22 protein-coding genes and 2 pseudogenes are annotated in these 22,378 nt (G+C 47.8%); 23 read left to right on the forward strand and 1 reads right to left on the reverse strand.

The features are described 5' to 3' along the window. Positions 1-78: 78 nt before the first annotated feature. Both DXA55_RS13650 and DXA55_RS13655 read left to right on the forward strand, forming a co-directional pair. A pseudogene (locus DXA55_RS13650) lies at positions 79-3,131 on the forward strand (glycoside hydrolase family 2 TIM barrel-domain containing protein). A 200-nt stretch (positions 3,132-3,331) separates the two neighbouring features. Next, a complete protein-coding gene (locus tag DXA55_RS13655; protein ID WP_117509411.1) occupies positions 3,332-3,940 on the forward strand; it encodes a hydrolase in 609 nt (202 codons plus the stop codon). A gap of 78 nt (positions 3,941-4,018) precedes the next feature. On the opposite strand, the gene DXA55_RS17355 is transcribed toward DXA55_RS13655, so the two are convergent. Further along, complete coding sequence (locus DXA55_RS17355; RefSeq protein WP_199605833.1) at positions 4,019-4,414, reverse strand: DUF6198 family protein; 396 nt, start codon at positions 4,412-4,414, stop codon at positions 4,019-4,021. 248 nt (positions 4,415-4,662) lie between these two features. On the opposite strand from DXA55_RS17355, the gene DXA55_RS18145 reads away from it, so the two are divergent. From DXA55_RS18145 to DXA55_RS13765, 21 genes and pseudogenes are all read left to right on the forward strand, one after another. Next, complete coding sequence (locus tag DXA55_RS18145; protein ID WP_278309025.1) at positions 4,663-4,791, forward strand: hypothetical protein; 129 nt, start codon at positions 4,663-4,665, stop codon at positions 4,789-4,791. Continuing rightward, on the forward strand, positions 4,772-4,951 hold the full coding sequence (locus DXA55_RS13670) for a hypothetical protein (RefSeq protein WP_117814452.1): 180 nt from the start codon (positions 4,772-4,774) through the stop codon (positions 4,949-4,951). The genes DXA55_RS18145 and DXA55_RS13670 overlap by 20 nt, the downstream gene beginning before the upstream one ends. A 29-nt stretch (positions 4,952-4,980) precedes the next feature. Beyond that, positions 4,981-5,316: a helix-turn-helix domain-containing protein gene (locus DXA55_RS13675; protein WP_117814453.1), complete on the forward strand. Its 336-nt coding sequence runs from the start codon at positions 4,981-4,983 to the stop codon at positions 5,314-5,316. 16 nt (positions 5,317-5,332) lie between these two features. Beyond that, a complete protein-coding gene (locus DXA55_RS17360) occupies positions 5,333-5,473 on the forward strand; it encodes a hypothetical protein (protein ID WP_199605835.1) in 141 nt (46 codons plus the stop codon). After that, complete coding sequence (locus tag DXA55_RS13680; protein WP_117814454.1) at positions 5,457-5,825, forward strand: type II toxin-antitoxin system HicB family antitoxin; 369 nt, start codon at positions 5,457-5,459, stop codon at positions 5,823-5,825. Before DXA55_RS17360 ends, DXA55_RS13680 begins: the two co-directional genes overlap by 17 nt. A 14-nt stretch (positions 5,826-5,839) precedes the next feature. After that, positions 5,840-6,664, forward strand: coding sequence for a hypothetical protein (locus DXA55_RS13685; RefSeq protein ID WP_117814455.1), 825 nt, complete (start codon positions 5,840-5,842; stop codon positions 6,662-6,664). After that, positions 6,592-6,924, forward strand: coding sequence for a hypothetical protein (locus DXA55_RS17885; protein WP_242998554.1), 333 nt, complete (start codon positions 6,592-6,594; stop codon positions 6,922-6,924). Before DXA55_RS13685 ends, DXA55_RS17885 begins: the two co-directional genes overlap by 73 nt. Before the next feature lie 15 nt (positions 6,925-6,939). Beyond that, positions 6,940-7,155 (forward strand): annotated as a pseudogene (locus DXA55_RS13695) (amidohydrolase family protein); the annotation flags it as partial. 25 nt (positions 7,156-7,180) lie between these two features. Then, entirely contained in the window at positions 7,181-7,630 is a 450-nt protein-coding gene (locus DXA55_RS13700) for a hypothetical protein (RefSeq protein WP_117814457.1), read from the forward strand. Between the two features lie 395 nt (positions 7,631-8,025). After that, positions 8,026-9,963 carry a threonine--tRNA ligase gene (thrS, locus tag DXA55_RS13705; RefSeq protein ID WP_117814458.1) on the forward strand — a complete coding sequence of 646 codons (1,938 nt, stop codon included), beginning with the start codon at positions 8,026-8,028 and terminating at the stop codon, positions 9,961-9,963. A gap of 85 nt (positions 9,964-10,048) precedes the next feature. Further along, entirely contained in the window at positions 10,049-10,372 is a 324-nt protein-coding gene (locus tag DXA55_RS13710) for a DUF1540 domain-containing protein (RefSeq protein ID WP_055221693.1), read from the forward strand. Positions 10,373-10,680: 308 nt separating this feature from the next. Further along, positions 10,681-11,175, forward strand: coding sequence for a translation initiation factor IF-3 (gene infC / locus DXA55_RS13715; protein ID WP_022461743.1), 495 nt, complete (start codon positions 10,681-10,683; stop codon positions 11,173-11,175). 35 nt (positions 11,176-11,210) lie between these two features. Further along, on the forward strand, positions 11,211-11,408 hold the full coding sequence (gene rpmI / locus DXA55_RS13720) for a 50S ribosomal protein L35 (RefSeq protein ID WP_022461742.1): 198 nt from the start codon (positions 11,211-11,213) through the stop codon (positions 11,406-11,408). Positions 11,409-11,457: 49 nt separating this feature from the next. Further along, a complete protein-coding gene (rplT, locus tag DXA55_RS13725) occupies positions 11,458-11,814 on the forward strand; it encodes a 50S ribosomal protein L20 (protein ID WP_022461741.1) in 357 nt (118 codons plus the stop codon). 95 nt (positions 11,815-11,909) lie between these two features. Continuing rightward, positions 11,910-13,061: a DUF362 domain-containing protein gene (locus tag DXA55_RS13730; protein ID WP_117814459.1), complete on the forward strand. Its 1,152-nt coding sequence runs from the start codon at positions 11,910-11,912 to the stop codon at positions 13,059-13,061. An 89-nt stretch (positions 13,062-13,150) separates the two neighbouring features. After that, positions 13,151-13,588 carry a GatB/YqeY domain-containing protein gene (locus tag DXA55_RS13735; RefSeq protein ID WP_117814460.1) on the forward strand — a complete coding sequence of 146 codons (438 nt, stop codon included), beginning with the start codon at positions 13,151-13,153 and terminating at the stop codon, positions 13,586-13,588. Next, entirely contained in the window at positions 13,585-15,399 is a 1,815-nt protein-coding gene (locus tag DXA55_RS13740) for an ABC-F family ATP-binding cassette domain-containing protein (RefSeq protein ID WP_117814461.1), read from the forward strand. Before DXA55_RS13735 ends, DXA55_RS13740 begins: the two co-directional genes overlap by 4 nt. A 305-nt stretch (positions 15,400-15,704) precedes the next feature. Further along, positions 15,705-19,256, forward strand: a complete 3,552-nt coding sequence (gene nifJ / locus DXA55_RS13750; RefSeq protein ID WP_117814462.1) for a pyruvate:ferredoxin (flavodoxin) oxidoreductase — start codon at positions 15,705-15,707, stop codon at positions 19,254-19,256. Positions 19,257-19,494: 238 nt separating this feature from the next. Then, a complete protein-coding gene (locus tag DXA55_RS13755; protein WP_055227895.1) occupies positions 19,495-19,935 on the forward strand; it encodes a DUF4869 domain-containing protein in 441 nt (146 codons plus the stop codon). Positions 19,936-19,943: 8 nt separating this feature from the next. Then, positions 19,944-20,921: a hypothetical protein gene (locus DXA55_RS13760; protein WP_055227896.1), complete on the forward strand. Its 978-nt coding sequence runs from the start codon at positions 19,944-19,946 to the stop codon at positions 20,919-20,921. 30 nt (positions 20,922-20,951) lie between these two features. Beyond that, on the forward strand, positions 20,952-22,259 hold the full coding sequence (locus DXA55_RS13765) for a putative ABC transporter permease (RefSeq protein ID WP_117760615.1): 1,308 nt from the start codon (positions 20,952-20,954) through the stop codon (positions 22,257-22,259). Positions 22,260-22,378 lie beyond the last annotated feature (119 nt).

A 22,378-nucleotide genomic window follows, 5' to 3' on the forward strand; every position in this document is an offset into this window, starting at 1 on the left:
CTGATCGGCACCGGGACCGCGTGTGTTTCGGTGCCGATATTGGAAACAAAAGACAGAATAAGGAGGACTTAAAAAGAGATGATTGTTCCAAAATATTTCGAAGATTTCGATCACCTGCATGTGAATACCATGCCGAACCGTGCCTACTACATTCCGGCATCCCGCCGCATGGAGGATCTGGTGGAGAACCGGGAGGCGTCGGACCGCTTTTTCCTGCTTTCCGGCGACTGGAAATTTCGCTATTTTACCAGTGTTTACGATGTAAAAGAGGAGTTTTTCGCAGAAGGATACGACACTTCTGCATTCGAGACGATTCCGGTGCCGTCCGTCTGGCAGAATTATGGCCATGACCACCATCAGTATACGAACGTCCGCTACCCGTTCCCGGTGGATCCGCCGTATGTGCCGTATGAGAACCCGTGCGGTGCGTACGTGAGAACGTTCGAGTGGAAAAAACAGGAGGAAGCACCGAGGGCATTCCTGAATTTTGAGGGCGTGGATTCCTGTTTCTACGTGTGGATGAACGGCAGCTTCGTCGGCTACAGCCAGGTGTCTCATTCTACGAGTGAATTTGATGTAACAGACTTCTTAAAAGATGGCACCAACACCATCGCCGTACTGGTGCTGAAATGGTGCGATGGAAGCTATCTCGAGGATCAGGACAAATTTCGCATGAGCGGCATTTTCCGCGATGTCTATCTGCTTGCAAGACCAGAAAAAGGCATCCGCGATTACTTTGTAAAGGCAGCGCCGGATGCATCGTACCAGAATGGAGAAGTTTCGATTGCGATTACCTGGAATGACGGGGAACCGCAGGAAGGAACGGCAAAGCTGTTTGATGCAGAAAATCATCTTGTGGCAGAGGCAGCGTTTGACGGCGATACGGTTCAGATGCATGTAAAAGATGCACATCTGTGGAATGCCGAGGAGCCGTATCTGTATACGCTGGTGCTGGAGACGGCGGGTGAGGTGATCAATGATCATGTCGGCATCCGTGAGATCCACGCGAAGGACGGTGTGCTGTACCTGAACGGCGTGAAGATCAAATTCCACGGAACAAACCGCCACGACAGCGATCCGGTGACGGGATTTGCAATCAGCCTTGCACAGATCAAAAAAGATCTGAAGGTAATGAAAGAGCACAACATCAATGCGATCCGGACCAGCCATTACCCGAATGCGCCGTACTGTTATCAGCTTTATGACCGTCTCGGTTTTATGTCATCGATGAGGCGGACAATGAGAGTCACGGCACAGAGGAAATTTATGCGAATTACACGAGCTGGGAAGAGTATGCGAAGAACTGGAATAAACTAATTGCGAACAATCCGGTATTTACCGAGGCAACCGTAGACCGCACACAGCGTTGCGTAGAGCGCGATAAAAACCGCCCGAGCGTTGTCATCTGGTCGATGGGAAATGAGTGCGCATACGGCTGTACCTTCGAGGCGGCCTTAAAGTGGACGAAGGAATTTGATCCGACGCGTCTGACGCACTATGAGTCGGCACGGTATGTGGATGATCCGAAGAAATACGATTACAGCAACCTCGACCTCTACAGCCGCATGTATCCATCACTCGAGGAGATCAAAAAAGAGCTGGTGGAGTACGGGGATAAGCCGTATATCATGTGCGAATACTGCCATGCGATGGGCAACGGCCCGGGAGATCTTGAAGATTACTTTGAACTGATCCACAGCGAGGAGAAGATGTGCGGCGGCTTTATCTGGGAGTGGTGCGACCACGCGATTGATATGGGAAAAACGATCGAGGGAAAGAAGATGTACGCGTACGGCGGCGACCACAACGAGTATCCGCACGACGGCAACTTCTGCATGGACGGACTTGTTTATCCGGACCGCACACCGCATACGGGTCTGATGGAATTTAAAAACGTGTATCGTCCGGTGCGCGTGACGGGATATGATGCCGAAAAGGGTACACTGACCATCAAAAACTATATGAATTTTGTGAATCTGAAAGATTACGCTGTGCTCGGCTATGAAGTGCTTGTGGACGGTGAAGTGACGGAGAGCGGCAAGATTACAGATGAAGCACTGCTGGAGCTTGCGGCAGGCTGTGAGAAGACGATTCCGCTTGCCATTTCCGTGTCGGAGCAGGGAAAATGTGCGCTGAAGGTTACCTGGTATCAGAAACAGGCCACTGAGGTGCTGCCGGAGCAGTTCGAACTGGGATTTGAAGAAGTTCCGGTGAAAACGAAAGATAATCAGAACCAGAAGGCAAAAGAGATGATGAAGCGCCCGGATGGAACGGCTTCGTTTGGATGGAAAGAGGACGATCATTATCTGACGGTATCGACGGAACAGTTCAGCTATACCTATAATAAGTTCACCGGCCTGTTCGAGGAAATGTGCTATGCCAACCAGAATCTGCTCGACCGCCCGATGGAGCTGAACATCTGGCGTGCGCCGACAGACAATGACCGCAATATCAAGAATACCTGGATGCGTGCTCAGTATGACCGCACCGTGACGCGGGCGTATGAGACAACGGCAAAAGAAGAAAACGGCTGCGTGGAGATCGAGACAAGCTATTCGATTTCGTCGCCGGCTCTGCAGCGGATCCTTGCAGGTGTGATCAAATGGACAATTTATAGCGACGGAACGACCGATGTCCATGTAGAAGCAAAGAAAGACCCGGTATTCTCGGTTCTGCCGCGTTTTGGCCTGCGCCTGTTCCTGCCGAAATCGTTTGCAAAACTGACCTACTGCGGTCTCGGTCCGGTGGAGAGCTACGTGGATAAGCACCAGGCAAGCTATCACGGCGTTTTCCACAGCACACCGGCAGAACAGCAGGAAGACTATATCCGCCCGCAGGAGAACGGCAGCCACTACGACTGCGATTATGCAAGTCTTGCCAGTGATCGTGCGGTATTGACGGCAGTGGGCGAGAAAACCTTCTCATTCCAGGCATCTATTTACACGCAGGAGGAGCTGACCGCGAAAGCCCACAACTATGAGCTTCGGCCGTGCGGAAGCACTGTTTTCTGCATCGACTACCGCCAGGCCGGGATCGGATCGGCAAGCTGCGGACCGATGCTGCTGGAAAAATATCAGCTGAAAGAAACCGAAATCAGCTTCGATGTGCGGCTGAAACCGGAACTGCTGTAAAGTGTAGAATTTGAAAAATAAGAAAAGCGCTGTGCCCTCTCTCTGAAAGGTGAGGGAACGGCGCCTTTTTATATGATGTACAAAAAAGTCTTGATAAACCTATTGAGTTGCTATGAATATAGAATTATAATGAACGAAATTATAATTCAAATCCAATCCAGGTGATTCTGGAAAGAGAAAAGGGAAGGAGAAAATTAAGCATGAGTGAAATTACAAGAGATGAGGCATTTACTTTATTAAAAAAATACAACAAAGATCCCTTCCATATTCAGCATGCGCTTACCGTAGAGGCCGTGATGAAATGGTATGCAAGAGAGCTTGGCTATGGGGCAGAAGAGGAGCACTGGGGTATTGTCGGACTGCTGCATGACATTGATTTTGAGCTGTATCCGGCAGAGCACTGCCTGAAAGCACCGGAGCTTCTGCGGGAAGGCGGCGTGTCGGAAGATATCATTCATGGTGTCGTTTCCCATGGCTGCGGCATTACCATTGAGTGCGGCGTCACACTGGATGTGGAGCCGGTGCATGAGATGGAAAAAGTTCTGTTTGCAGCAGATGAGCTGACGGGACTGATCTGGGCAGCTGCGTTGATGCGGCCTTCGAAGAGCACAAAAGACATGGAACTGAAATCCTTAAAGAAGAAATATAAGAGCAAAGGCTTTGCAGCAGGATGTTCGAGAGAGGTCATTGAGAGGGGCGCCGATCAGCTTGGCTGGCCGCTGGAAAAATTACTGACCATGACCCTGCAGGCAATGGCCGACAGCGAGGATGAGATCAACCGGGAAGTGGAAGCGGAACAGAACGCATAAAAAAGAGAAGGACGGTTCAGTGCGCGGAAATCAACATGGAACCATTGCATCAATGTTGGCAGGAAAACTGCCCGAGTTTCAGTACAAAAACTGGAATTCGGGCAGTTTCTGCGTTGCCAAGCATATCAATAATTGGTCCAGAGGAAAGAAACAGTTTAGCAGATTATGCATGGCGCATTTTTTTCCAGACGTTACCATATTTTTGGGGGTCAGACGGTAAAATTCCACATGATTTCCAATAAATTTCTGAACCAGAGCAACGGTTCGTCCTGTTATAAAGGCACAGAAGAAAGTACCGATGCCGATTCCATAAAGATGATGAAGGATCAAAAGGGAAAGAAGTACGGTCGTTGTCAGACAGGTGAGGTCGAACGTTGTCTTGATCCAGTGGTACTTTTTGTGCAGCAGTTCAGACAGATCGCGCGGAAAAATATCGGTCGGGACAATCGGCATCGTGGAAAACGGCTTCGGCATTTCCATCCTCCCCTACATGGACATCGTCCGCCTCCACCACATCACTGCAATCCCGGTGCAGACCTCAAGCTGGAAATCAAAATTCTACATTGCAAGAAGAAAATACGGTATCCGCACCGGGCAGGAAGAGGCGTTTTTTCAGCATTGGAGGAAGTGATGAAATTTTACGGGATTCAGAAAACATTTGTGGTTAGAAGAAAGAACCGTTATAATAAAGTCGTGAGCTGCATGAGAAAGCAGGAGAAGATATGAATAAAGCAGAAATTAGAAAGTTAATTTCAAAATATCAAGATAAGCAATTAAGAGAATTGATCTGTCTGTTGGTTGAAAAAAATATAATGGCACAGAAGGCATTTCTTGAATACTGCAAAAAATGAGAAGCAGGCGCTGAAGCTGGCAAAAGAAGGACTTGAAAAGGGACAGGGATGCCAGGATGAAAATTTCAGTTTCATTGCAGGATATACGGCAGGAGGATTTCTATATGGTACGCCATGGGAAGAATCAGATATGGAGCTAGAAGAAGAGGATATTTTTTAAATATATGAAAAAATAAAGAGGAATGAAAAATGATTAGTGAAAAAATTTTTGAATTAATTCTCAAAAACGGCATGTCGCAGAAGGAATTCTCTGAAGAAACCGGAATCTCCCAGAGCACCATCAGCGACTGGAAAAGAAAGGGCACGAATCCGTCGGCGGATAAAATATTAAAAATCTGCGAAGTGCTGAAGGTTACGCCGTATGAACTTCTGGGAGAGAGCGAAACAGAACAAAACGCGGTAGATCTGGAACTGCGCGCAGTAAATTCCGAGGAAAAAGTAATTCTGGAAGGCTTCCGCAATCTGCCGGGCAGACAGAAAGAGAGAGTTCTGGGGTATCTGGCGGCGTTGCAGGAAGAAAAATAAAGCAGGTAGAAATCGTATGTCAGAATGGGATAAAATGATTGCACGTATCTGTGGATTATCAAAGGATCTACGATTTGATGAACTGCGAAAAGTGTATGTGGAAATGGTAAGACAGGTGATAGAACGTGAGGAAAAGAAACATGAAAACGTTGAATGATTATATGAAAATGTCCTATCGTATGGAGATTGTAGAAGATCAGGATGAAGGCGGATTTGTAGTGTCTTATCCGGATTTGCCAGGCTGTATTACCTGCGGGGAGACCATAGAAAGTGCAGTGGCAAATGCGGCGGATGCAAAAAAGGCATGGCTGGAGGCAGCTTTGGAGGAAGGAATCGAAATCTCCGAGCCGGATGGTCTGGAAGCGTATTCCGGTCAATTTAAGCTGAGAGTGCCGCGAAGTCTGCACAGAGCACTGGCAGAACATTCGAAACGGGAAGGCATCAGTATGAATCAGTATTGCGTGTATCTTCTTTCAAAAAATGACGTAATGTTTTCAGCAAAAAATTAAGGGGGCGAAACACGATGCAGAAACCATCGTATATACCGAAGAAATATATCTACGTCGCCCGCACCGGAAATCTGAAGGCGGAGGCGGTTGGAGTTGTGAAAGGGGAGAAGCATTTTCCGGTTTTCGAGGGGGCTGTTGTTTTCAAACCGCTCACAAAATCGAAACCGCTGTCTACGCCGCTTTTTGCTTATGCGGAAGTTTTCTGGTCGTGGGTGATTGGGGCGTATTTTATGCCGGCACCGCAGTATCGGCTTGCGTTTTGTGAAGGGTATGAGGCGGAGGTGGAAAAGTATTATGACTATGGAACCGTTTCGCCGATGATTTATAACAAGGGAGAGCATCTGCTGAATCTGTTGGAATTTTTTCGAAAATATCCAGATCCCAAAGTTCACATCGATGATTACGTCAATTACTGCCAGATGTTCTACGATTATACCGAAATCCTCGAATCGGACTACTTCCAGAACAACACGGCGATGGCGGAGGAGTTGGTAATGCAGATTCTGGTTTCGATTTTGAAAGGGGATCAAAATTATCACTATGAAAATATTGCGTTTGTCTGCGATGAGGATGACAAGATTCTGCGTCTGGCGCCGATGATCGATCACGAGTTTTCTACGTATTTCATGTTCCCGGACAGCATGCCGCGGCAGATGTACTGGTTCGAACAGCTTGCGCGGTCCATTCAGGGGGATGAAGTGCAGCGGGGGGAATTTGACTATCTGACAAAAGAAACAGAGCGTCATCTGATGGAAAAAAGTGCGACATGTCTGCACAAAAATCTGGTATACATCAGAAAACATTATCCGAGGTCTGCGCCGCATTTCTGGAAGACTTAAGCAGACTGGAAAATGATCTGAAAGAAGAGAAAGAACTGTTTGAACTGGAAAAAGGCCCAGGCTACCCCGATACGGCCAATTCAGATGCCTATCTGATCGGCAAAGCACGGTACAAAGACCATGACGAAGAAAGAGCCAGAGAGTATGAAGCGAAATACAGTGGAAAAGAAAAGCAGATCAATTTTGAAGTCGTAAACAGCGTATCGGTTTATGAAATCAAAAAAATTATACAGCAGATGCGGGAAATCCTCGAAAAATAAGCATCCGCAACCGCCCGCGCCGCCGAGATGGCAGGAATCGGAGCCGAAACCGGAACGATCGAGCCGGGAAAATGTGCAGACTTCATCGTCACCGCAAAGAATCCGCTCGAAGATCTCCGTGCTCTGCGCCAGATCGAAATGGTTGTCGCGAAGGGAAGAAAAATCGACCATCCGCAGGTAAAACGTAATCCGGTCGTGACGGCGGAGCTGGATAAATTTCTGGTGGATTAAAAACAGGATGGAGAAGACAAACAAGATGGAAGAAACGAAAGAAACACAGGAAAGATTACAGCGAAAAAGAGAACAGGCCCTGCAGCGGCTCCGCAAGGAGCGGACAGAAGAAGCCCTGTGGGAGTGCTTACTCACATTCCAGGATTTTGAATTTCATACCTATTCCGGCCTGCCGTATTCCTACCATATGAAATACGGCAGAAGCGGCACCTATACAAAAGAGCTCTGGATCAACCGCAGAGAAAAAAGCAAAAGTCTTGTCTGGAGCTCCGTCCGGAGTGCATATCAGAAAGTGCTGGAATTACAGCAGGAGAGCGAAAGACCGGTTGTCGAGCGCCCGAAAGCGCTGGGCGATATCCGTGGAATCACGTATATTTACGGCATCTTTTACGAGTTTGCCCTGCTGGAAATGCCGGAAAAAGCAAAAGAAAAAATTGCTCTGCAGACAGCAGGACAAAAATCGCCGGAAAAATAAATTTTCCGCCCATGTAGGTCTTGACAACCACGCATTGGGTGATATAATCTAAAACTATCGGGAGCCAAAAAGCACCGAACACAAAAAACAAAGCGTAGAAGAGACGAGTAAATCACAGCGAATGTGACAGAGAGAAACCCCGTTTTGTGGTGCAAGGGTTTTAACAGGAACGTGATCGAAGACCAGCTCTGAGCGGCCCCAATCCGGCCCGGTGATTCCGTTATCGTCAAATGAAGTGGTTTGAAAAAACAAAATGGGTGGAACCGCGGTGAATGAAAATACATCGTCCCTTTTGACAGCATAAGCGTGTCAGAAGGGACTTTTTTGTTGCTGTAAAAAGTATAAAAATTCTGAAACACGCTTGCGAAAAATATACAAAGAAAGAGGTAAAGCAAATGATCATCACACTGAAAGATGGAAGTACCAAAGAGTACTCCGAACCGAAATCCATCATTGAGATCGCAGCAGACATCAGCGAAGGCCTTGCAAGAATGGCCTGTGCAGGTGAAGTAAACGGTGAAGTAGAAGATCTTCGTACCGTCATCGACAAGGACTGCAATCTTTCCATTCTGACCTTCAACGATGAAGGCGGAAAAGCAGCATTCCGTCACACCACATCCCATATCATGGCACAGGCAATCAAGAGACTGTACCCGGAGACCAAGCTTGCAATCGGACCGTCCATCGCAGACGGATTCTACTACGATATAGACAGAGAAACTCCACTCACCAGCGAAGACCTTGAAAAAATCGAAGCAGAAATGAAGAAAATTGTAAAAGAGGATCTGAAACTGGAGCGTTTTGAGCTGCCGAGAGCAGAAGCCATCGCCTTCATGAAAGAAAAAGAAGAGCCATATAAAGTAGAACTGATCGAAGATCTGCCGGAAGACGCAGTCATCAGCTTCTATCGCCAGGGTGAATTCACGGACCTGTGCGCAGGCCCTCATCTGATGAGCACAAAGCCGGTCAAAGCCTTCAAACTGACCAGCCTTGCAGGTGCATACTGGAGAGGCAGCGAGAAAAACAAGATGCTGCAGAGAATCTACGGAACTGCATTCACAAAGAAAGCAGAGCTCGAAGAGTACCTCCACATGATCGAGGAAGCAAAGAAACGTGACCACAGAAAACTCGGAAAAGAGCTCGGCCTGTTTATGATGAGTGAGGACGGCCCGGGATTCCCGTTCTTCCTTCCAAAAGGAATGGATCTGAAAAATGCACTGATGGATTACTGGCGTGAAATCCACAGAAAAGCAGGATACGTAGAAATCTCCACACCGATCATCCTGAACCGTCGCCTGTGGGAGACCTCCGGTCATTGGGATCACTACAAAGAAAACATGTATACCACCGTCATCGACGATGAAGATTATGCAATCAAACCGATGAACTGCCCGGGCGGCGTTCTCGTTTACAAATCCGAGCCTCGTTCCTACCGTGATCTGCCGCTGCGTCTGGCAGAGGTTGGCCTGGTACATCGTCATGAGAAATCCGGCCAGCTGCACGGCCTGATGCGTGTACGCTGCTTCAACCAGGACGATGCCCATATCTTCATGACACCGGAGCAGATCAAAGATGAAATCAAAGGCGTTGCAAACCTGATTGACCAGGTTTACAAACTGTTCGGATTCAAATATCACGTAGAGCTGTCCACCCGTCCGGAAAACAGCATGGGAAGCGATGAGGACTGGGAGGTAGCAACCGAAGGTCTCCGTGGCGCACTCGATGATCTTGGCCTTGACTATGTAGTCAACGAAGGCGACGGCGCATTCTATGGCCCGAAGATCGACTTCCATCTGGAAGACTCCATCGGAAGAACGTGGCAGTGCGGTACCATCCAGCTTGACTTCCAGCTGCCGCAGAGATTCGAACTGGAATACACAGGAGCAGACGGCGAGAAACATCGTCCGATTATGATCCACCGTGTTGTTTACGGTTCTGTTGAGCGTTTCATCGGTATCCTGATCGAGCATTTTGCAGGTGCATTCCCAACCTGGCTTGCACCGGTACAGGTAAAGGTTCTGCCAATCTCCGACAAATACGCAGATTACGGCAAGAAGGTTCTGGACGCCCTTCACGAGGCAGGCATCCGCGCAGAGATGGATACCCGTTCCGAGAAGATCGGATATAAGATCCGTGAGGCACAGGGACAGAAGATTCCATACATGCTGATCGCCGGAGCAAAAGAGGAAGAGGCAGGTCTTGTATCTGTCAGAAGCCGTTTTGCAGGTGATGAAGGCCAGAGAAGCCTGGAGCAGTTTATCGCAGATATCAAAGAAGAAATCGCAGGCCGCGTTAACCGCCCGGTTACTGTTGAAACAAAAGAAAATAAATAATAAAGCATAAAAAATTACCTCTTGGAAATAATGGTTTCTATGCGGGCGAAACCGCAGAAAACTAAATTTCAGGAGGTAATTTATTATGCCAGCATTAAGTTGTTCCGCTATGACCTGTGTTTACAACCAGAACGAGCTCTGTTCCAAAGGAGATATCCGCGTAGGCGGAAGCGGAGCCAAAAGCTCCATGGAAACGTGCTGCGAGAGCTTCAAGGAGCGCGGTGAGGGCACGATGTCCAACTCCACCGGCTGCGGCTGTACGAAAATCGGTGTCGACTGCAAGGCGCAGAACTGTACCTTTAACGACAACTGTAAATGCGAAGCCGGAGATATCCATATCGCCGGAGACAGCGCATGCAGCTGCCAGGAAACCGAGTGCAGCTCCTTCCGCTGTGGCTGCGGGAAATAAATACGAAAAAATGCGAAAATCAGTATTGACAACAGGATGGGAGAGTGCTATACTGCAATAGTCTGAGAAAAAGAAAGTAGAGTATCCACTCTCACCCTAGCGCAAACACGCGACTACGGTCCAATATTGATCTTAAGTTCTCTTTGTGTAGAGATTTATGTACAATGTTAAGTGGATAGTCTGTCTATCCACTTTTCTTGCGTTATCAGTCAAATCCGGTCCGGTGAGCCGAGTTTGATTTCGTTACACCGCAAAAGCGGGAACACAGTCTTTTATAATGATGGAGGTGCACTACAATTAGCGAATTAATGATTAATGAGCAGATCAGAGACAGAGAAATTCGTCTGATCGGTCAGAACGGAGAACAGCTTGGAATTATGTCTGCCAGAGATGCGTACCTGAAAGCACAGGAAGCAGGTCTGGATCTTGTGAAAATTGCTCCGACAGCGAAACCGCCGGTTTGCAAAATTATCGACTACGGAAAGTACAGATATGAACTGGCCCGCAAGGAAAAAGAAGCAAAGAAAAAACAGAAAACAATTGAAATCAAGGAAGTTCGCCTTTCTCCAAACATTGACACCAATGATCTTAATACCAAAGTAGGTGCAGCCCGCAAGTTCATTACAAAGGGAGACAAAGTAAAAGTAACACTTCGTTTCCGCGGCCGTGAGATGGCACATATGAACAGCAGCAAATACATCCTCGATGAATTTGCAGAGAGTCTGTCCGATATTGCAACGGTTGACAAAGCGCCGAAGGTGGAAGGCAGAAGCATGACCATGTTTTTGACGGCTAAACGTTAAAATACATTTGAATCAATATCAAGGAGGAAATTAAAATGCCAAAGGTAAAAACAAGCAGAGCAGCTGCAAAGCGTTTTAAAACAACAGGAACAGGAAAATTAGTAAGAAATAAAGCTTACAAGAGCCATATCTTAACCAAGAAATCTCAGAAGAGAAAAAGAAACCTGAGAAAACAGACTACTGTTGATGCAACAAACGTAAAGAACATGAAGAAAATCTTACCTTACATGTAATTTTTGCAAGGTAGAGTTACGCCCAACAGATCAAGGAGGAAAATAAGAAATGGCAAGAATTAAAGGCGGCATGAACGCTAAGAAAAAACATAACAGAGTATTAAAACTGGCTAAAGGTTACAGAGGAGCCAGAAGCAAACAGTATAGAGTAGCAAAACAGTCCGTAATGCGCGCACTGACCAGCTCCTACGCAGGAAGAAAACAGAAAAAACGTCAGTTCCGTCAGCTGTGGATCGCTCGTATCAACGCAGCAGCAAGAATGAACGGTCTGTCCTACAGCAAATTTATGTATGGTCTGAAACTGGCAGGCGTTGAGCTGAACCGTAAAGTTCTGGCTGACATGGCAGTTAACGATGCAGAAGGATTTGCAACACTGGCTGAGCTTGCAAAAAGCAAAGTAGCATAAGTAAAAACATATTCTGTGTGAATATACGAAGAAGCTGTGAGAACCGGTAAGGGGATCGCAGCTTCTTTTGAAATATAGAAAAATATGAGGTGAATATGGAAAAAAGCAAAGTGGCAGTGGTTGCCTGTCCCGACTATGAGCCGGCGCGCGTAAAGGAAAGCCTGCAAAAGGGATTGGAAGCAATTGGCGGCCTGGAATCTCTGATCGGAAAAGAAGAGAATATCTTATTAAAACCAAACCTCGTCCGCTCCGCAAAACGCGAACGCGCCGTCGTGACCGACCCGGAAGTCATGGATGCCCTGATCACGATTTTGCAGGAAAATGGCTATGAGAATATTTCCTGCGGCGATTCCTGCGGCCTTGGCACCCCGGAGGGCATTGCAAAGGAAGCCGGGCTGAAAGAGGTGCTGGAAAAACACAACGTTCCGCTGAAAGATTTCCTTACGAGCGAGCGCGTAGAAACCGCCGATGGCAAATTTCTGATGATTGCGAAAGATGCACTCGACTGCGACGCCCTCATCAGCGTCAGCAAAATGAAAACCCACGCGCTGGAACGCATCACCGGAGCTGTCAAGAACCAGTACGGCTGCATCAGCGGCGTCTACAAAAAACTCGGCCACACGCAGTATCCGAACGCTGAGAGCTTCGCACACATGCTGATCGAGCTGAACCAGAAAGTCGCCCCGCGCCTCTATATCTGCGACGGCATCGTAGCAATGGAAGGCAATGGTCCGACTTCCGGCGACCCGGTTTCGATGGGAGTTCTTCTTATGTCCACCGATCCGATCGCACTGGATACCGTGTTCTGCCATCTGGTGAACCTTGATCCGTCGTATGTGCCGACAAATCTCTACGGGGAAACGCTCGGCCTTGGAACGTGGCACGACGACCGCATCGAAATCGTGACAGCGGATGGCACCATATCCGAGAAAGAACTGAAAAGAAAGTACGGAAATCCAAACTTCAACGTCGACCGCCGCAAAGCCCGCAAAAAAGGAGCCCTCGACCTGCTCGAGATCCTCGGGGTCTTCCAGAGCCGCCCCTATATCATAGAAGAAAAATGTAAAAAATGCGGCGTCTGCGTCGAGAACTGCCCGGTGGAAGGGAAAGCCGTCCGCTTTGATAACGGCCGCAGAAATCCGCCGGTCTACGATTATAAAAAGTGCATCCGCTGTTTCTGCTGTCAGGAAATGTGCCCGCATCAGGCAATCCAGGTAAAGAAACACCGTCTGCCGTGGGAAAAATAAGGGAGCTATCCTACAAAGTGACTGGAAAAGCAAAAAGAGAAGTGTTATACTTGAAACCGGACAAAATTTAGTACAGGAGGAACAACACCATGGAATTAGAAACTTTAAGAAGTGATATGATAGCAGCAATGAAAGCCAAAGACAAAGCGAGAAAAGAGGCCATCTCTTCCCTGATCTCCGCAGCAAAGAAAGTAGCCATCGACGAGGGCTGCCGCGATGACATCAAACCGGAGCTGGTAGACCGCGTCATCTTAAAAGAGCTGAAGACCGTAAAAGAGCAGATCGATACCTGCCCGGCATCCCGTGAGGACTTAAAAGCAGAGTATCAGTTCCGCTATGACGTCATCAGCGAGTATGCACCGAAACAGATGAGTGCAGACGAAGTCAAAGCCTACATCAAGGAGAAATTCGCAGACGTTCTGGCAACCAAGAACAAAGGTGCCATCATGAAGGCCGTTATGGCAGATATGAAAGGTAAAGCAGACGGAAAAGTCATCAACCAGACCGTTGCAGAACTGTGCAAATGAATATCATCAACATCGAACACATCAGCAAACTGTTCGGCGATAAACTGATTTTTGACGATGCTTCCTTCGGCCTGCAGGAGGGCGACAAGGTCGGCATCGTCGGAATCAACGGAACCGGAAAATCCACGCTGCTGCGCATGGCAGCAGGAGAGGAGACCCCGGATTCCGGCCAGATTATCCGCCAGAACAACCTCAAAATGGCCTATCTTCCGCAGACACCGGAATTTCCAAAGGATGCCACCGTGCTGTCCTACGCCCTTTCCGGTGATGAGGAGGACTGGCAGGTGCAGAGCAACCTTGTACAGCTCGGTATCACCGAATACGACGCAAAACTCGACACCCTCTCGGGCGGCCAGCGCCGCAAGGTTGCCCTGGCAAAAGTGCTTGCGTCCGATTTTGACGTCCTGATCCTCGACGAGCCGACAAACCATCTCGACAATGCGATGCTCTCCTGGCTCGAGAATTACCTGAAAAATTACCGCGGAACCGTCTTTATGGTCACCCATGACCGTTATTTCCTGGATAAAGTGTCGAACCGCATCCTCGAAATCAGCCACGGAAAAATGTACAGCTACGATTCCAACTATTCCCGTTTCCTGGAACTGAAAGCTGAGCGCGAGGAGATGGAACTCGCCTCTGAACGGAAACGCCAGAGCATCCTGCGCATGGAACTCGAATGGGCGAAACGCGGCTGCCGCGCAAGAAGCACAAAACAGCGCGCCAGACTCGAACGTCTCGAAGTACTCAAAAATGGCACGGCACCGACCGCAGACGCTGTCGTGGAGATGGATGCTGTCGAGACCCGCATGGGAAAGAAAACGATTGAATTCCATAACGTCAGCAAAGCCTTCGGCGATAAAACGCTGATGAAAGATTTCGAATACATCTTCCTGCGGAACCAGAGTGTCGGCATCATTGGCCCGAACGGCTGCGGAAAATCCACAATGCTGCGGATGATCACCGGAGAAGTCCTGCCGGATGCGGGAACCATCGAAATCGGCGACACGATCCGCATCGGCTATCTGGCACAGGAAGAGCCGGACATGGATACGAATCAGCGCGTGATCGACTACGTGAAAGATATCGCTGAGTATGTCCAGACCCGTGACGGCCGCATCAGCGCATCGCAGATGCTCGAACGCTTCCTGTTCACACCGGATATGCAGTACACCCCGATTTCCAAACTCTCCGGAGGCGAAAAACGGAGACTGTATCTCTTATCCGTCCTGGTGAGCGGCGCCAATGTTCTGATCCTCGACGAGCCGTCCAACAACGTTGATATCCCGACCCTGACCGTGCTTGAGGATTTCCTGAACACGTTCGTCGGCATCGTCATCACCGTTTCCCACGACCGCTATTTCCTGGATAACGTCGTGGACCGCATCTTTGAATTCGACGGAAACGGAAATCTTCTGCAGTACGAGGGCGGCTACACCGATTACCTCGAAGCAAAAGAACGCCGTTTCGGCGGAAGTGCGGAAGAAACGGCAAAAGCAGCGCCGTCCAAAACGTCCGCGGACGAACCTGCAAAGTCAAAGAACAATGACTGGAAGCAGAACCGTCCGACCCGCCTGAAATTTACGTTCAAAGAACAGCGCGAGTACGAGACCATCGATGACGATATCGCCGCACTCGAGGAAAAGATTGCATCGCTTGACGATCAGATGCTCAAAAACGCCACCAACTCTGCAAAGCTCGCCGAACTGATGGCGGAAAAAGAGAGGACCGAAGCTGCTCTGGAAGAAAAAACCGAGAGATGGGTTTATCTCACCGACCTCGCAGAACAGATTGAGGCGCAGAATCAGAAATAAAAGAAGTAAAGGAACTGTCCGCAGAAGAGAAAAAATATGCGGGCCGTTCCTTCTTTTTTTTATCGAGAAATTCGACGCGGAATTACCAGAAGTTGTAAAAAACTTGTATTTTTCCCTGAACACCCACAGAAAATCTGGACAGAATGCCCAATCGGTGTTATAATTCAAATACTGGACATAGTGGCATTGCCATGCCCTTATCCGGGTTTTTCGAAGCGCGGAGGCAACCGAAACCCGGCAGAACACCAACCTGAGAAAAGCCAAAGTAATTTTTGGTCATCATTTTTTAAGGAGGATAAAATCAAATGGCTAGAAAGATGAAAACCATGGATGGTAACCAGGCTGCAGCACATGCGTCTTATGCGTATACCGACGTAGCAGCTATTTACCCAATTACCCCTTCATCCGTTATGGCGGAGCATACCGATGAGTGGGCAACCCAGGGAAGAAAGAACATTTTCGGACAGGAAGTTCAGGTAACTGAGATGCAGTCTGAGGCAGGAGCAGCAGGTGCAGTACACGGATCACTGGCAGCCGGAGCTCTTACCACAACCTACACCGCATCCCAGGGACTTCTTCTGATGATCCCGAACCTTTATAAAATTGCCGGCGAGCAGCTCCCGGGCGTATTCAACGTATCCGCTCGTGCCCTTGCAAGCCACGCACTTTCCATCTTCGGAGATCATTCAGATGTTTACGCCTGTCGTCAGACCGGAGTCGCAATGCTCTGCGAATCCAGCGTACAGGAGGTTATGGACCTGACACCGGTTGCACACTGTGCAGCACTGAAAGGCAAAGTTCCATTCATCAACTTCTTCGACGGATTCCGTACATCCCACGAGATCCAGAAAATCGAAACATGGGATTACGAAGATCTGAAAGATATGGTAGATATGGACGCTGTTGACGAATTCCGTAAACATGCCCTGAACCCGAACCATCCGTGCCAGAGAGGATCCGCACAGAACCCGGATATCTTCTTCCAGGCAAGAGAAGCATGTAACCCGTACTACGATGCTCTTCCGGCAATCGTACAGGAGTACATGGACAAAGTAAACGAGAAAATCGGAACCGATTACAAACTGTTCAACTACTATGGAGCAGCAGACGCTGAGCACGTAATCATCGCTATGGGTTCTGTCTGCGATACCATCGAGGAAACCATCGATTACCTCGTAGCAGCAGGCAAGAAAGTCGGCGTTGTAAAGGTACGTCTGTACCGTCCGTTCTCCGCAGAAGCACTCATCAACGCTATTCCGGAGACCGTAAAACAGATTTCCGTTCTGGACAGAACAAAAGAGCCGGGATCTCTTGGCGAGCCTCTGTACCTGGACGTAGTAGCAGCATTAAAAGGCAGCAGATTCGAGAGCACACCGGTATTTACAGGCCGTTACGGACTTGGTTCCAAGGACACCACACCGGCTCAGATCGTTGCTGTATATGAAAATACAGAGAAACAAAGATTTACCATTGGTATCGTAGACGATGTTACCAATCTGTCTCTGCCGGTTGGCGCTCCTCTGGTAACAACTCCGGAAGGAACCATCAACTGCAAATTCTGGGGACTTGGCGCAGACGGTACCGTAGGTGCGAACAAGAACTCTATCAAGATCATCGGTGACAACACAGACATGTACGCTCAGGCTTACTTCGATTATGACTCCAAGAAGTCCGGCGGTGTAACCATGTCTCACCTGCGTTTCGGAAAGAAACCGATCAAATCTACATACCTGATCCACAAAGCAAACTTTGTTGCATGCCACAATCCTTCCTATGTGAACAAATATCACATGGTAGAAGAGCTGGTAGACGGAGGAACCTTCCTTCTGAACTGTCCATGGGATGAAGCAGGACTGGAAGAGCATCTGCCAGGTCAGGTAAAAGCATTCATCGCAAACCATAACATCAAATTCTATGTGATCGACGGCGTTAAGATCGGTATCGAGACCGGCATGGGACCGACCCGTATCAACACCATTCTTCAGTCTGCATTCTTCAAGCTTGCGAAGATCATTCCGGAAGAAAAAGCCATCGAACTCATGAAAGCAGCAGCAAAAGCTACCTATGGCCGTAAAGGTGATGATGTCGTAGCAAAGAACTGGGCAGCTATCGATGAGGGTGCAAAACAGATCAAAGAAGTTGCAGTTCCGGAAAGCTGGAAAAATGCAGAAGACGAAGGTCTGACCACAACTCATGCAGAGAGCGGCCGCGCTGACGCTGTTAAATTCGTAAATACCATCCAGGCAAAAGTAACTTCCCAGGAAGGAAACAACCTGCCTGTATCCGCATTTGCAGACTACGTAGACGGAACAACTCCGTCCGGCACATCCGCATACGAGAAACGTGGTATCGCCGTAAACGTACCTGTATGGAATCCGGAAAACTGTATCCAGTGTAACAGATGTTCCTTCGTCTGCCCGCACGCTGTTATCCGTCCGGTTGCCATGACCGCAGAAGAAGCAGCAGCAGCTCCGGAAGGCATCCAGACCATGCCGATGACCGGTATGCCGGACTACACCTTCACAATGGCTATTTCCCAGCTTGACTGTACCGGATGTGGTTCCTGTGCAAACGTATGCCCGGGCAAGAAGGGTGTGAAAGCACTGGCTATGGAAAGCCTTGCAGCACACGAAGCAGAGCAGAAATACTTCGATTATGCAGCAGCTCTTCCAGAGAAGACAGACGTTGTAGCAAAATTCAAAGAGAATACCGTAAAGGGCAGCCAGTTCAAGAAACCGCTGCTTGAGTTCTCCGGCGCATGCGCAGGCTGCGGCGAGACTCCTTACGCAAAACTGATCACCCAGCTGTTCGGTGACAGAATGTACATCGCAAACGCAACAGGATGCTCCTCTATCTGGGGTAACTCCTCACCGTCCACTCCTTACACTGTAAACGAGAAAGGACAGGGCCCGGCATGGTCCAACTCCCTGTTCGAGGACAACGCAGAGTTCGGTTATGGTATGCTTCTCGCTCAGAAAGCAATCCGCGGCGGCCTGAAAGCCAAAGTTGAGGATGTTATGAACTCCGAGAAAGCTCCGGAAGAAGTAAAAGCAGCATGCAAAGAGTATCTGGATACCTTTGACTGCGGCGCTACCAACGGAACTGCAACCGAGAAACTTGTAGAAGCAATCAAAGACGCTGACTGCGACGTTTGCAGAGACATCGTTAAGAACAAAGACTTCCTCGCTAAGAAATCCCAGTGGATCTTCGGTGGTGACGGATGGGCTTACGATATCGGATTCGGCGGCGTAGACCACGTACTTGCCAGCGGAAAAGATATCAACGTAATGGTATTCGATACCGAGGTTTACTCCAACACAGGCGGACAGTCCTCCAAAGCTACTCCGACCGGTGCAGTTGCACAGTTCGCAGCAGGCGGTAAAGAAACCAAGAAGAAAGATATGGCAAGCATCGCAATGAGCTATGGCTATGTATACGTAGCACAGATCGCTATGGGCGCTGATTACAATCAGGCAGTCAAAGCAATCGCAGAGGCAGAGGCATATCCGGGACCGTCCCTCATTATCGCTTACGCTCCATGTATCAACCATGGTATCAAGAAAGGTATGAGCAAAGCACAGACCGAGGAGCAGCTCGCTGTTCAGACCGGATACTGGCATTGCTTCCGCTTCAACCCGGCACTCGCTGCAGAAGGCAAGAGCGCATTCACACTGGATTCCAAGGCTCCGTCAGGAGATTATCAGGAATTCCTGAACGGCGAGGTACGTTACAACTCTCTGAAACGTGCAAACCCGGCGAAAGCAGAAAGACTGTTCGGCAAGAACGAGCAGGAAGCAAAAGACCGTTACACTTACCTGAACAAACTCGTAAAACTGTACGGCGCAGAAGAAGAGTAATTCTTTTTCCTTAAAAAGAATTTGAAAAAGGAGAGAAGTCATACTTGAGAGAGTATGGCTTCTTTCTTTTTGGGAGAAAAAATGAATTAGCGACATTTGGCAATAGTTTTGTATCGTTTGTCAACATTTTTATCCCGGAAAATGTTGACAAACGATACATTTTTGAGCAAGAAGGCTTTGAGATATGGTATAATGTGCGTATCACGATATAATGAGCGTTAGCGAGAGGAATTTTATTATGTTGAAAATATATCTTGGAGAAATGAAAGGTGCAATCTATCATCCGCCAACCTATTTTGATAATTGTTATGAAGATGAATGGCTGACCACGCCACTGGCAAAAGAAATGATCCGCGATGTGGATCGCTCGGAGGTAATCAGTGCGCATCTGATTGACAGCCCGGTGCTTGGTCCGATTCCACCGAAAGATTTATCCGGAGGAATCAAAACGTTGCTGCTGATGGCATACGATACAGACGGAAAGATCTTTAATGCCTCCGTATGTGGAGATAATTGTGCAAAATGGATTTTAAAATTAGGAGAGCAAAAGGATCTGACGATTAATCTGCGTCATGTGATGCGGTTTGGCAAAGATCCTTTTGAAATCCTGATTTTAAATACAGGGACTATTGTGCGGAATATGTCCGAATTTGTAGATGTTGCCGAGGCTTATGTATAGGTGGATGTATGAAGGGAAAGAAAAGAGTTATTATTCAAAATAACAGAGTTCATTATGAATTTGTGATAAAGCGTAATATTACAATCATCCAGGGGGATAGTGCATCAGGAAAAACAACACTGGTAAATATGATCCGGCAGGCAGAAAATTTAGGGGAGTCCAGCGGAATCAACGTTTCCTGTGAAGTACCGTGCAGAGTGCTGGAAGGTGTTAATTGGAAAATTATTTTGGAAAACAGCCGGGAAAGCATCTTTTTCATAGACGAGGAGAATTATTTTATAAAAACAGAAGAATTTGCTTCTGCCATACGGGGTTCAGAAAACTATTTTGTATTGATTACGAGAGAAAACTTATATAATTTGCCGTATAGTGTAGAAGAGATTTATGGATTGCATGTTTCCGGAAAATACAGAGATACCAGAAAAATATATCAGAAAATGTATCAGATCTATCCCAAAACAGCACGGCTTCCTGTTAGAGTACAAAAAATAATTACGGAAGATTCCAATTCTGGGTATCAATTTTTTGAAAATGTATGTGCAGAAAGGAATATTACATGTGAAAGCGCTGGTGGAAAAACAAAAATACCGGAAATGATCGGCAAGGCAGGAACAGAAGAAACCTGTATTATTGCGGACGGTGCTGCAATTGGAGCAGAAATGAATCTTCTCAGCAATAAAATAGAGGAAAAACAGAACGTACATTTATATTTACCGGAGTCTTTTGAATGGCTGATTTTAAATTCAGATCTTTTACAGGACAAAGAGGTTCGTAAAATTCTGGAAAATCCAGAAGATTATATCGACAGCACAGAGTTTTTTAGCTGGGAACAATATTTTACAAAATTGCTGATTCAGAAAACAGAAGGAACATATTTGCAGTATAAAAAAGCAAAATTAAATCCATCTTATTTGCAGGATAAAAATAAAAACAAAATACTGGAGAGTATACAAGGGATTCAGTGGAAAATAAAATCCTTAAAATAGCAAAAATAATGAAAGAATAGAGAGAAGAACATGAACTATACAATTTATGACTATCTCGGCCTGTTTTTCTTTTACGCCTTCCTTGGATGGCTTCTGGAAACTTCTGTGGCCGCGATCCGGAAAAAACATATGGTAAACAGAGGATTCTTAAATGGTCCGCTCTGCGCCATCTATGGAATCACAGCTGTCTTTATGACACGTTATCTGTATGAACTGCAGTCAAGCCCCGTCTTTTTGTTCCTTGGCTGTATGATTATCGCTACCGCAGTCGAGTGGCTGGCCGGTCACGCACTGGAACGCATTGGCCATGGCAAATGGTGGGACTATTCCAATAAAAAATGGAACATGGACGGCTATATCTGCCTCCAGTATTCTGTACTCTGGGGAATTTTAGGACTGCTTGCCATGAAAATCGGCAATCGCCTCTGCTTTACAGTTCTTCATTTAATTCCGGCCGGTTTCCTGCATATCACATCCTGGATTCTCTTTGGTATATTGGTAGTAGATGCCGTCGGTTCCTATGCTGTTCTGCACCACATCACGAAAAAAATGCCGCGGATCAGCGCTATGAACGATCAGATCGACGCCTTCACCAGACGCCTTTCTGTCCGTGTTTACCGCTATCTGGAGCGTCGTGTGGAACGTGCCTATCCGGCCGTACAGCCAGTTCCGGAGAAAAAAGAGAAAACAGAAACCGGCGTATTTGCCGAAGGATGCAGCTTTTACAAAATCGTTCTTCTCTTCATCATCGGCGCATTTTTGGGCGATATTACAGAAGCCATATTCTGCCGCATCACCGCCGGTGTCTGGATGAGCCGCAGCAGCCTTGTCTGGGGCCCGTTCAGCATCGTCTGGGGCCTGGCCATCGCCCTCGCTACCTGGTTCCTCTACAACTACCGCGACCGCTCCGATGGATTCCTGTTTGCCTTTGGTACCTTCCTCGGCGGAGCCTACGAATACATCTGCAGTGTGTTCACCGAAATCGTATTCGGAAAAGTCTTCTGGGACTACAGCGACATTCCCTTCAACCTCGGAGGCCGTATCAACCTCCTGTACTGTTTCTTCTGGGGAATAGCCGCCGTCGTCTGGCTCAAAAAATTCTATCCTGTCATTTCGCGCTGGATTGAAAAAATCCCGATGAAATTCGGAGAAATCATCACTTGGATCCTGATCGTGTTCATGGTGGCCAACATGCTCGTATCTACCCTTGCTCTCGCCCGATACGACGAACGCGCCCACCAAAAGCCCGCAGCTAATGCCATCGAGCAGACCATAGATGCCCATTTCCCGGACGCCCGAATGGAAAAAATCTACCCCAATGCCAAAGCGATTAACTAGAATGTGTTAAAAAACATTTCCGTAGTCTGCACGCCCCAATTACAGACTACAAAAATCCCTCTCCCGCCGTCATGCAAAGTCAGGCCCCGTTTCGACAGCTTTGGTCTGCGCGGTCCGTT

It is taken from the genome of Blautia sp. OF03-13, from assembly GCF_003460685.1.
Taxonomy (GTDB): domain Bacteria; phylum Bacillota; class Clostridia; order Lachnospirales; family Lachnospiraceae; genus Fusicatenibacter; species Fusicatenibacter saccharivorans.

Coding starts and splice junctions, on each gene's coding strand:
- DXA55_RS17360 (WP_199605835.1), top strand. CDS start 5,333: ATGTCAGAATGGGATAAAATGATTGCACGTATCTGTGGATTATCAAAG.
- DXA55_RS18145 (WP_278309025.1), top strand. CDS start 4,663: ATGAATAAAGCAGAAATTAGAAAGTTAATTTCAAAATATCAAGATAAG.
- thrS (WP_117814458.1), top strand. CDS start 8,026: ATGATCATCACACTGAAAGATGGAAGTACCAAAGAGTACTCCGAACCG.
- DXA55_RS13740 (WP_117814461.1), top strand. CDS start 13,585: ATGAATATCATCAACATCGAACACATCAGCAAACTGTTCGGCGATAAA.
- DXA55_RS17355 (WP_199605833.1), bottom strand. CDS start 4,414: ATGCCGAAGCCGTTTTCCACGATGCCGATTGTCCCGACCGATATTTTT.
- infC (WP_022461743.1), top strand. CDS start 10,681: ATGATTAATGAGCAGATCAGAGACAGAGAAATTCGTCTGATCGGTCAG.
- DXA55_RS13760 (WP_055227896.1), top strand. CDS start 19,944: ATGAAGGGAAAGAAAAGAGTTATTATTCAAAATAACAGAGTTCATTAT.
- DXA55_RS13685 (WP_117814455.1), top strand. CDS start 5,840: ATGCAGAAACCATCGTATATACCGAAGAAATATATCTACGTCGCCCGC.
- DXA55_RS13655 (WP_117509411.1), top strand. CDS start 3,332: ATGAGTGAAATTACAAGAGATGAGGCATTTACTTTATTAAAAAAATAC.
- DXA55_RS13675 (WP_117814453.1), top strand. CDS start 4,981: ATGATTAGTGAAAAAATTTTTGAATTAATTCTCAAAAACGGCATGTCG.
- DXA55_RS13730 (WP_117814459.1), top strand. CDS start 11,910: ATGGAAAAAAGCAAAGTGGCAGTGGTTGCCTGTCCCGACTATGAGCCG.
- DXA55_RS13755 (WP_055227895.1), top strand. CDS start 19,495: ATGTTGAAAATATATCTTGGAGAAATGAAAGGTGCAATCTATCATCCG.
- DXA55_RS13710 (WP_055221693.1), top strand. CDS start 10,049: ATGCCAGCATTAAGTTGTTCCGCTATGACCTGTGTTTACAACCAGAAC.
- rpmI (WP_022461742.1), top strand. CDS start 11,211: ATGCCAAAGGTAAAAACAAGCAGAGCAGCTGCAAAGCGTTTTAAAACA.
- nifJ (WP_117814462.1), top strand. CDS start 15,705: ATGGCTAGAAAGATGAAAACCATGGATGGTAACCAGGCTGCAGCACAT.
- DXA55_RS13735 (WP_117814460.1), top strand. CDS start 13,151: ATGGAATTAGAAACTTTAAGAAGTGATATGATAGCAGCAATGAAAGCC.
- DXA55_RS13765 (WP_117760615.1), top strand. CDS start 20,952: ATGAACTATACAATTTATGACTATCTCGGCCTGTTTTTCTTTTACGCC.
- rplT (WP_022461741.1), top strand. CDS start 11,458: ATGGCAAGAATTAAAGGCGGCATGAACGCTAAGAAAAAACATAACAGA.
- DXA55_RS13680 (WP_117814454.1), top strand. CDS start 5,457: ATGAAAACGTTGAATGATTATATGAAAATGTCCTATCGTATGGAGATT.
- DXA55_RS17885 (WP_242998554.1), top strand. CDS start 6,592: ATGTCTGCACAAAAATCTGGTATACATCAGAAAACATTATCCGAGGTC.
- DXA55_RS13700 (WP_117814457.1), top strand. CDS start 7,181: ATGGAAGAAACGAAAGAAACACAGGAAAGATTACAGCGAAAAAGAGAA.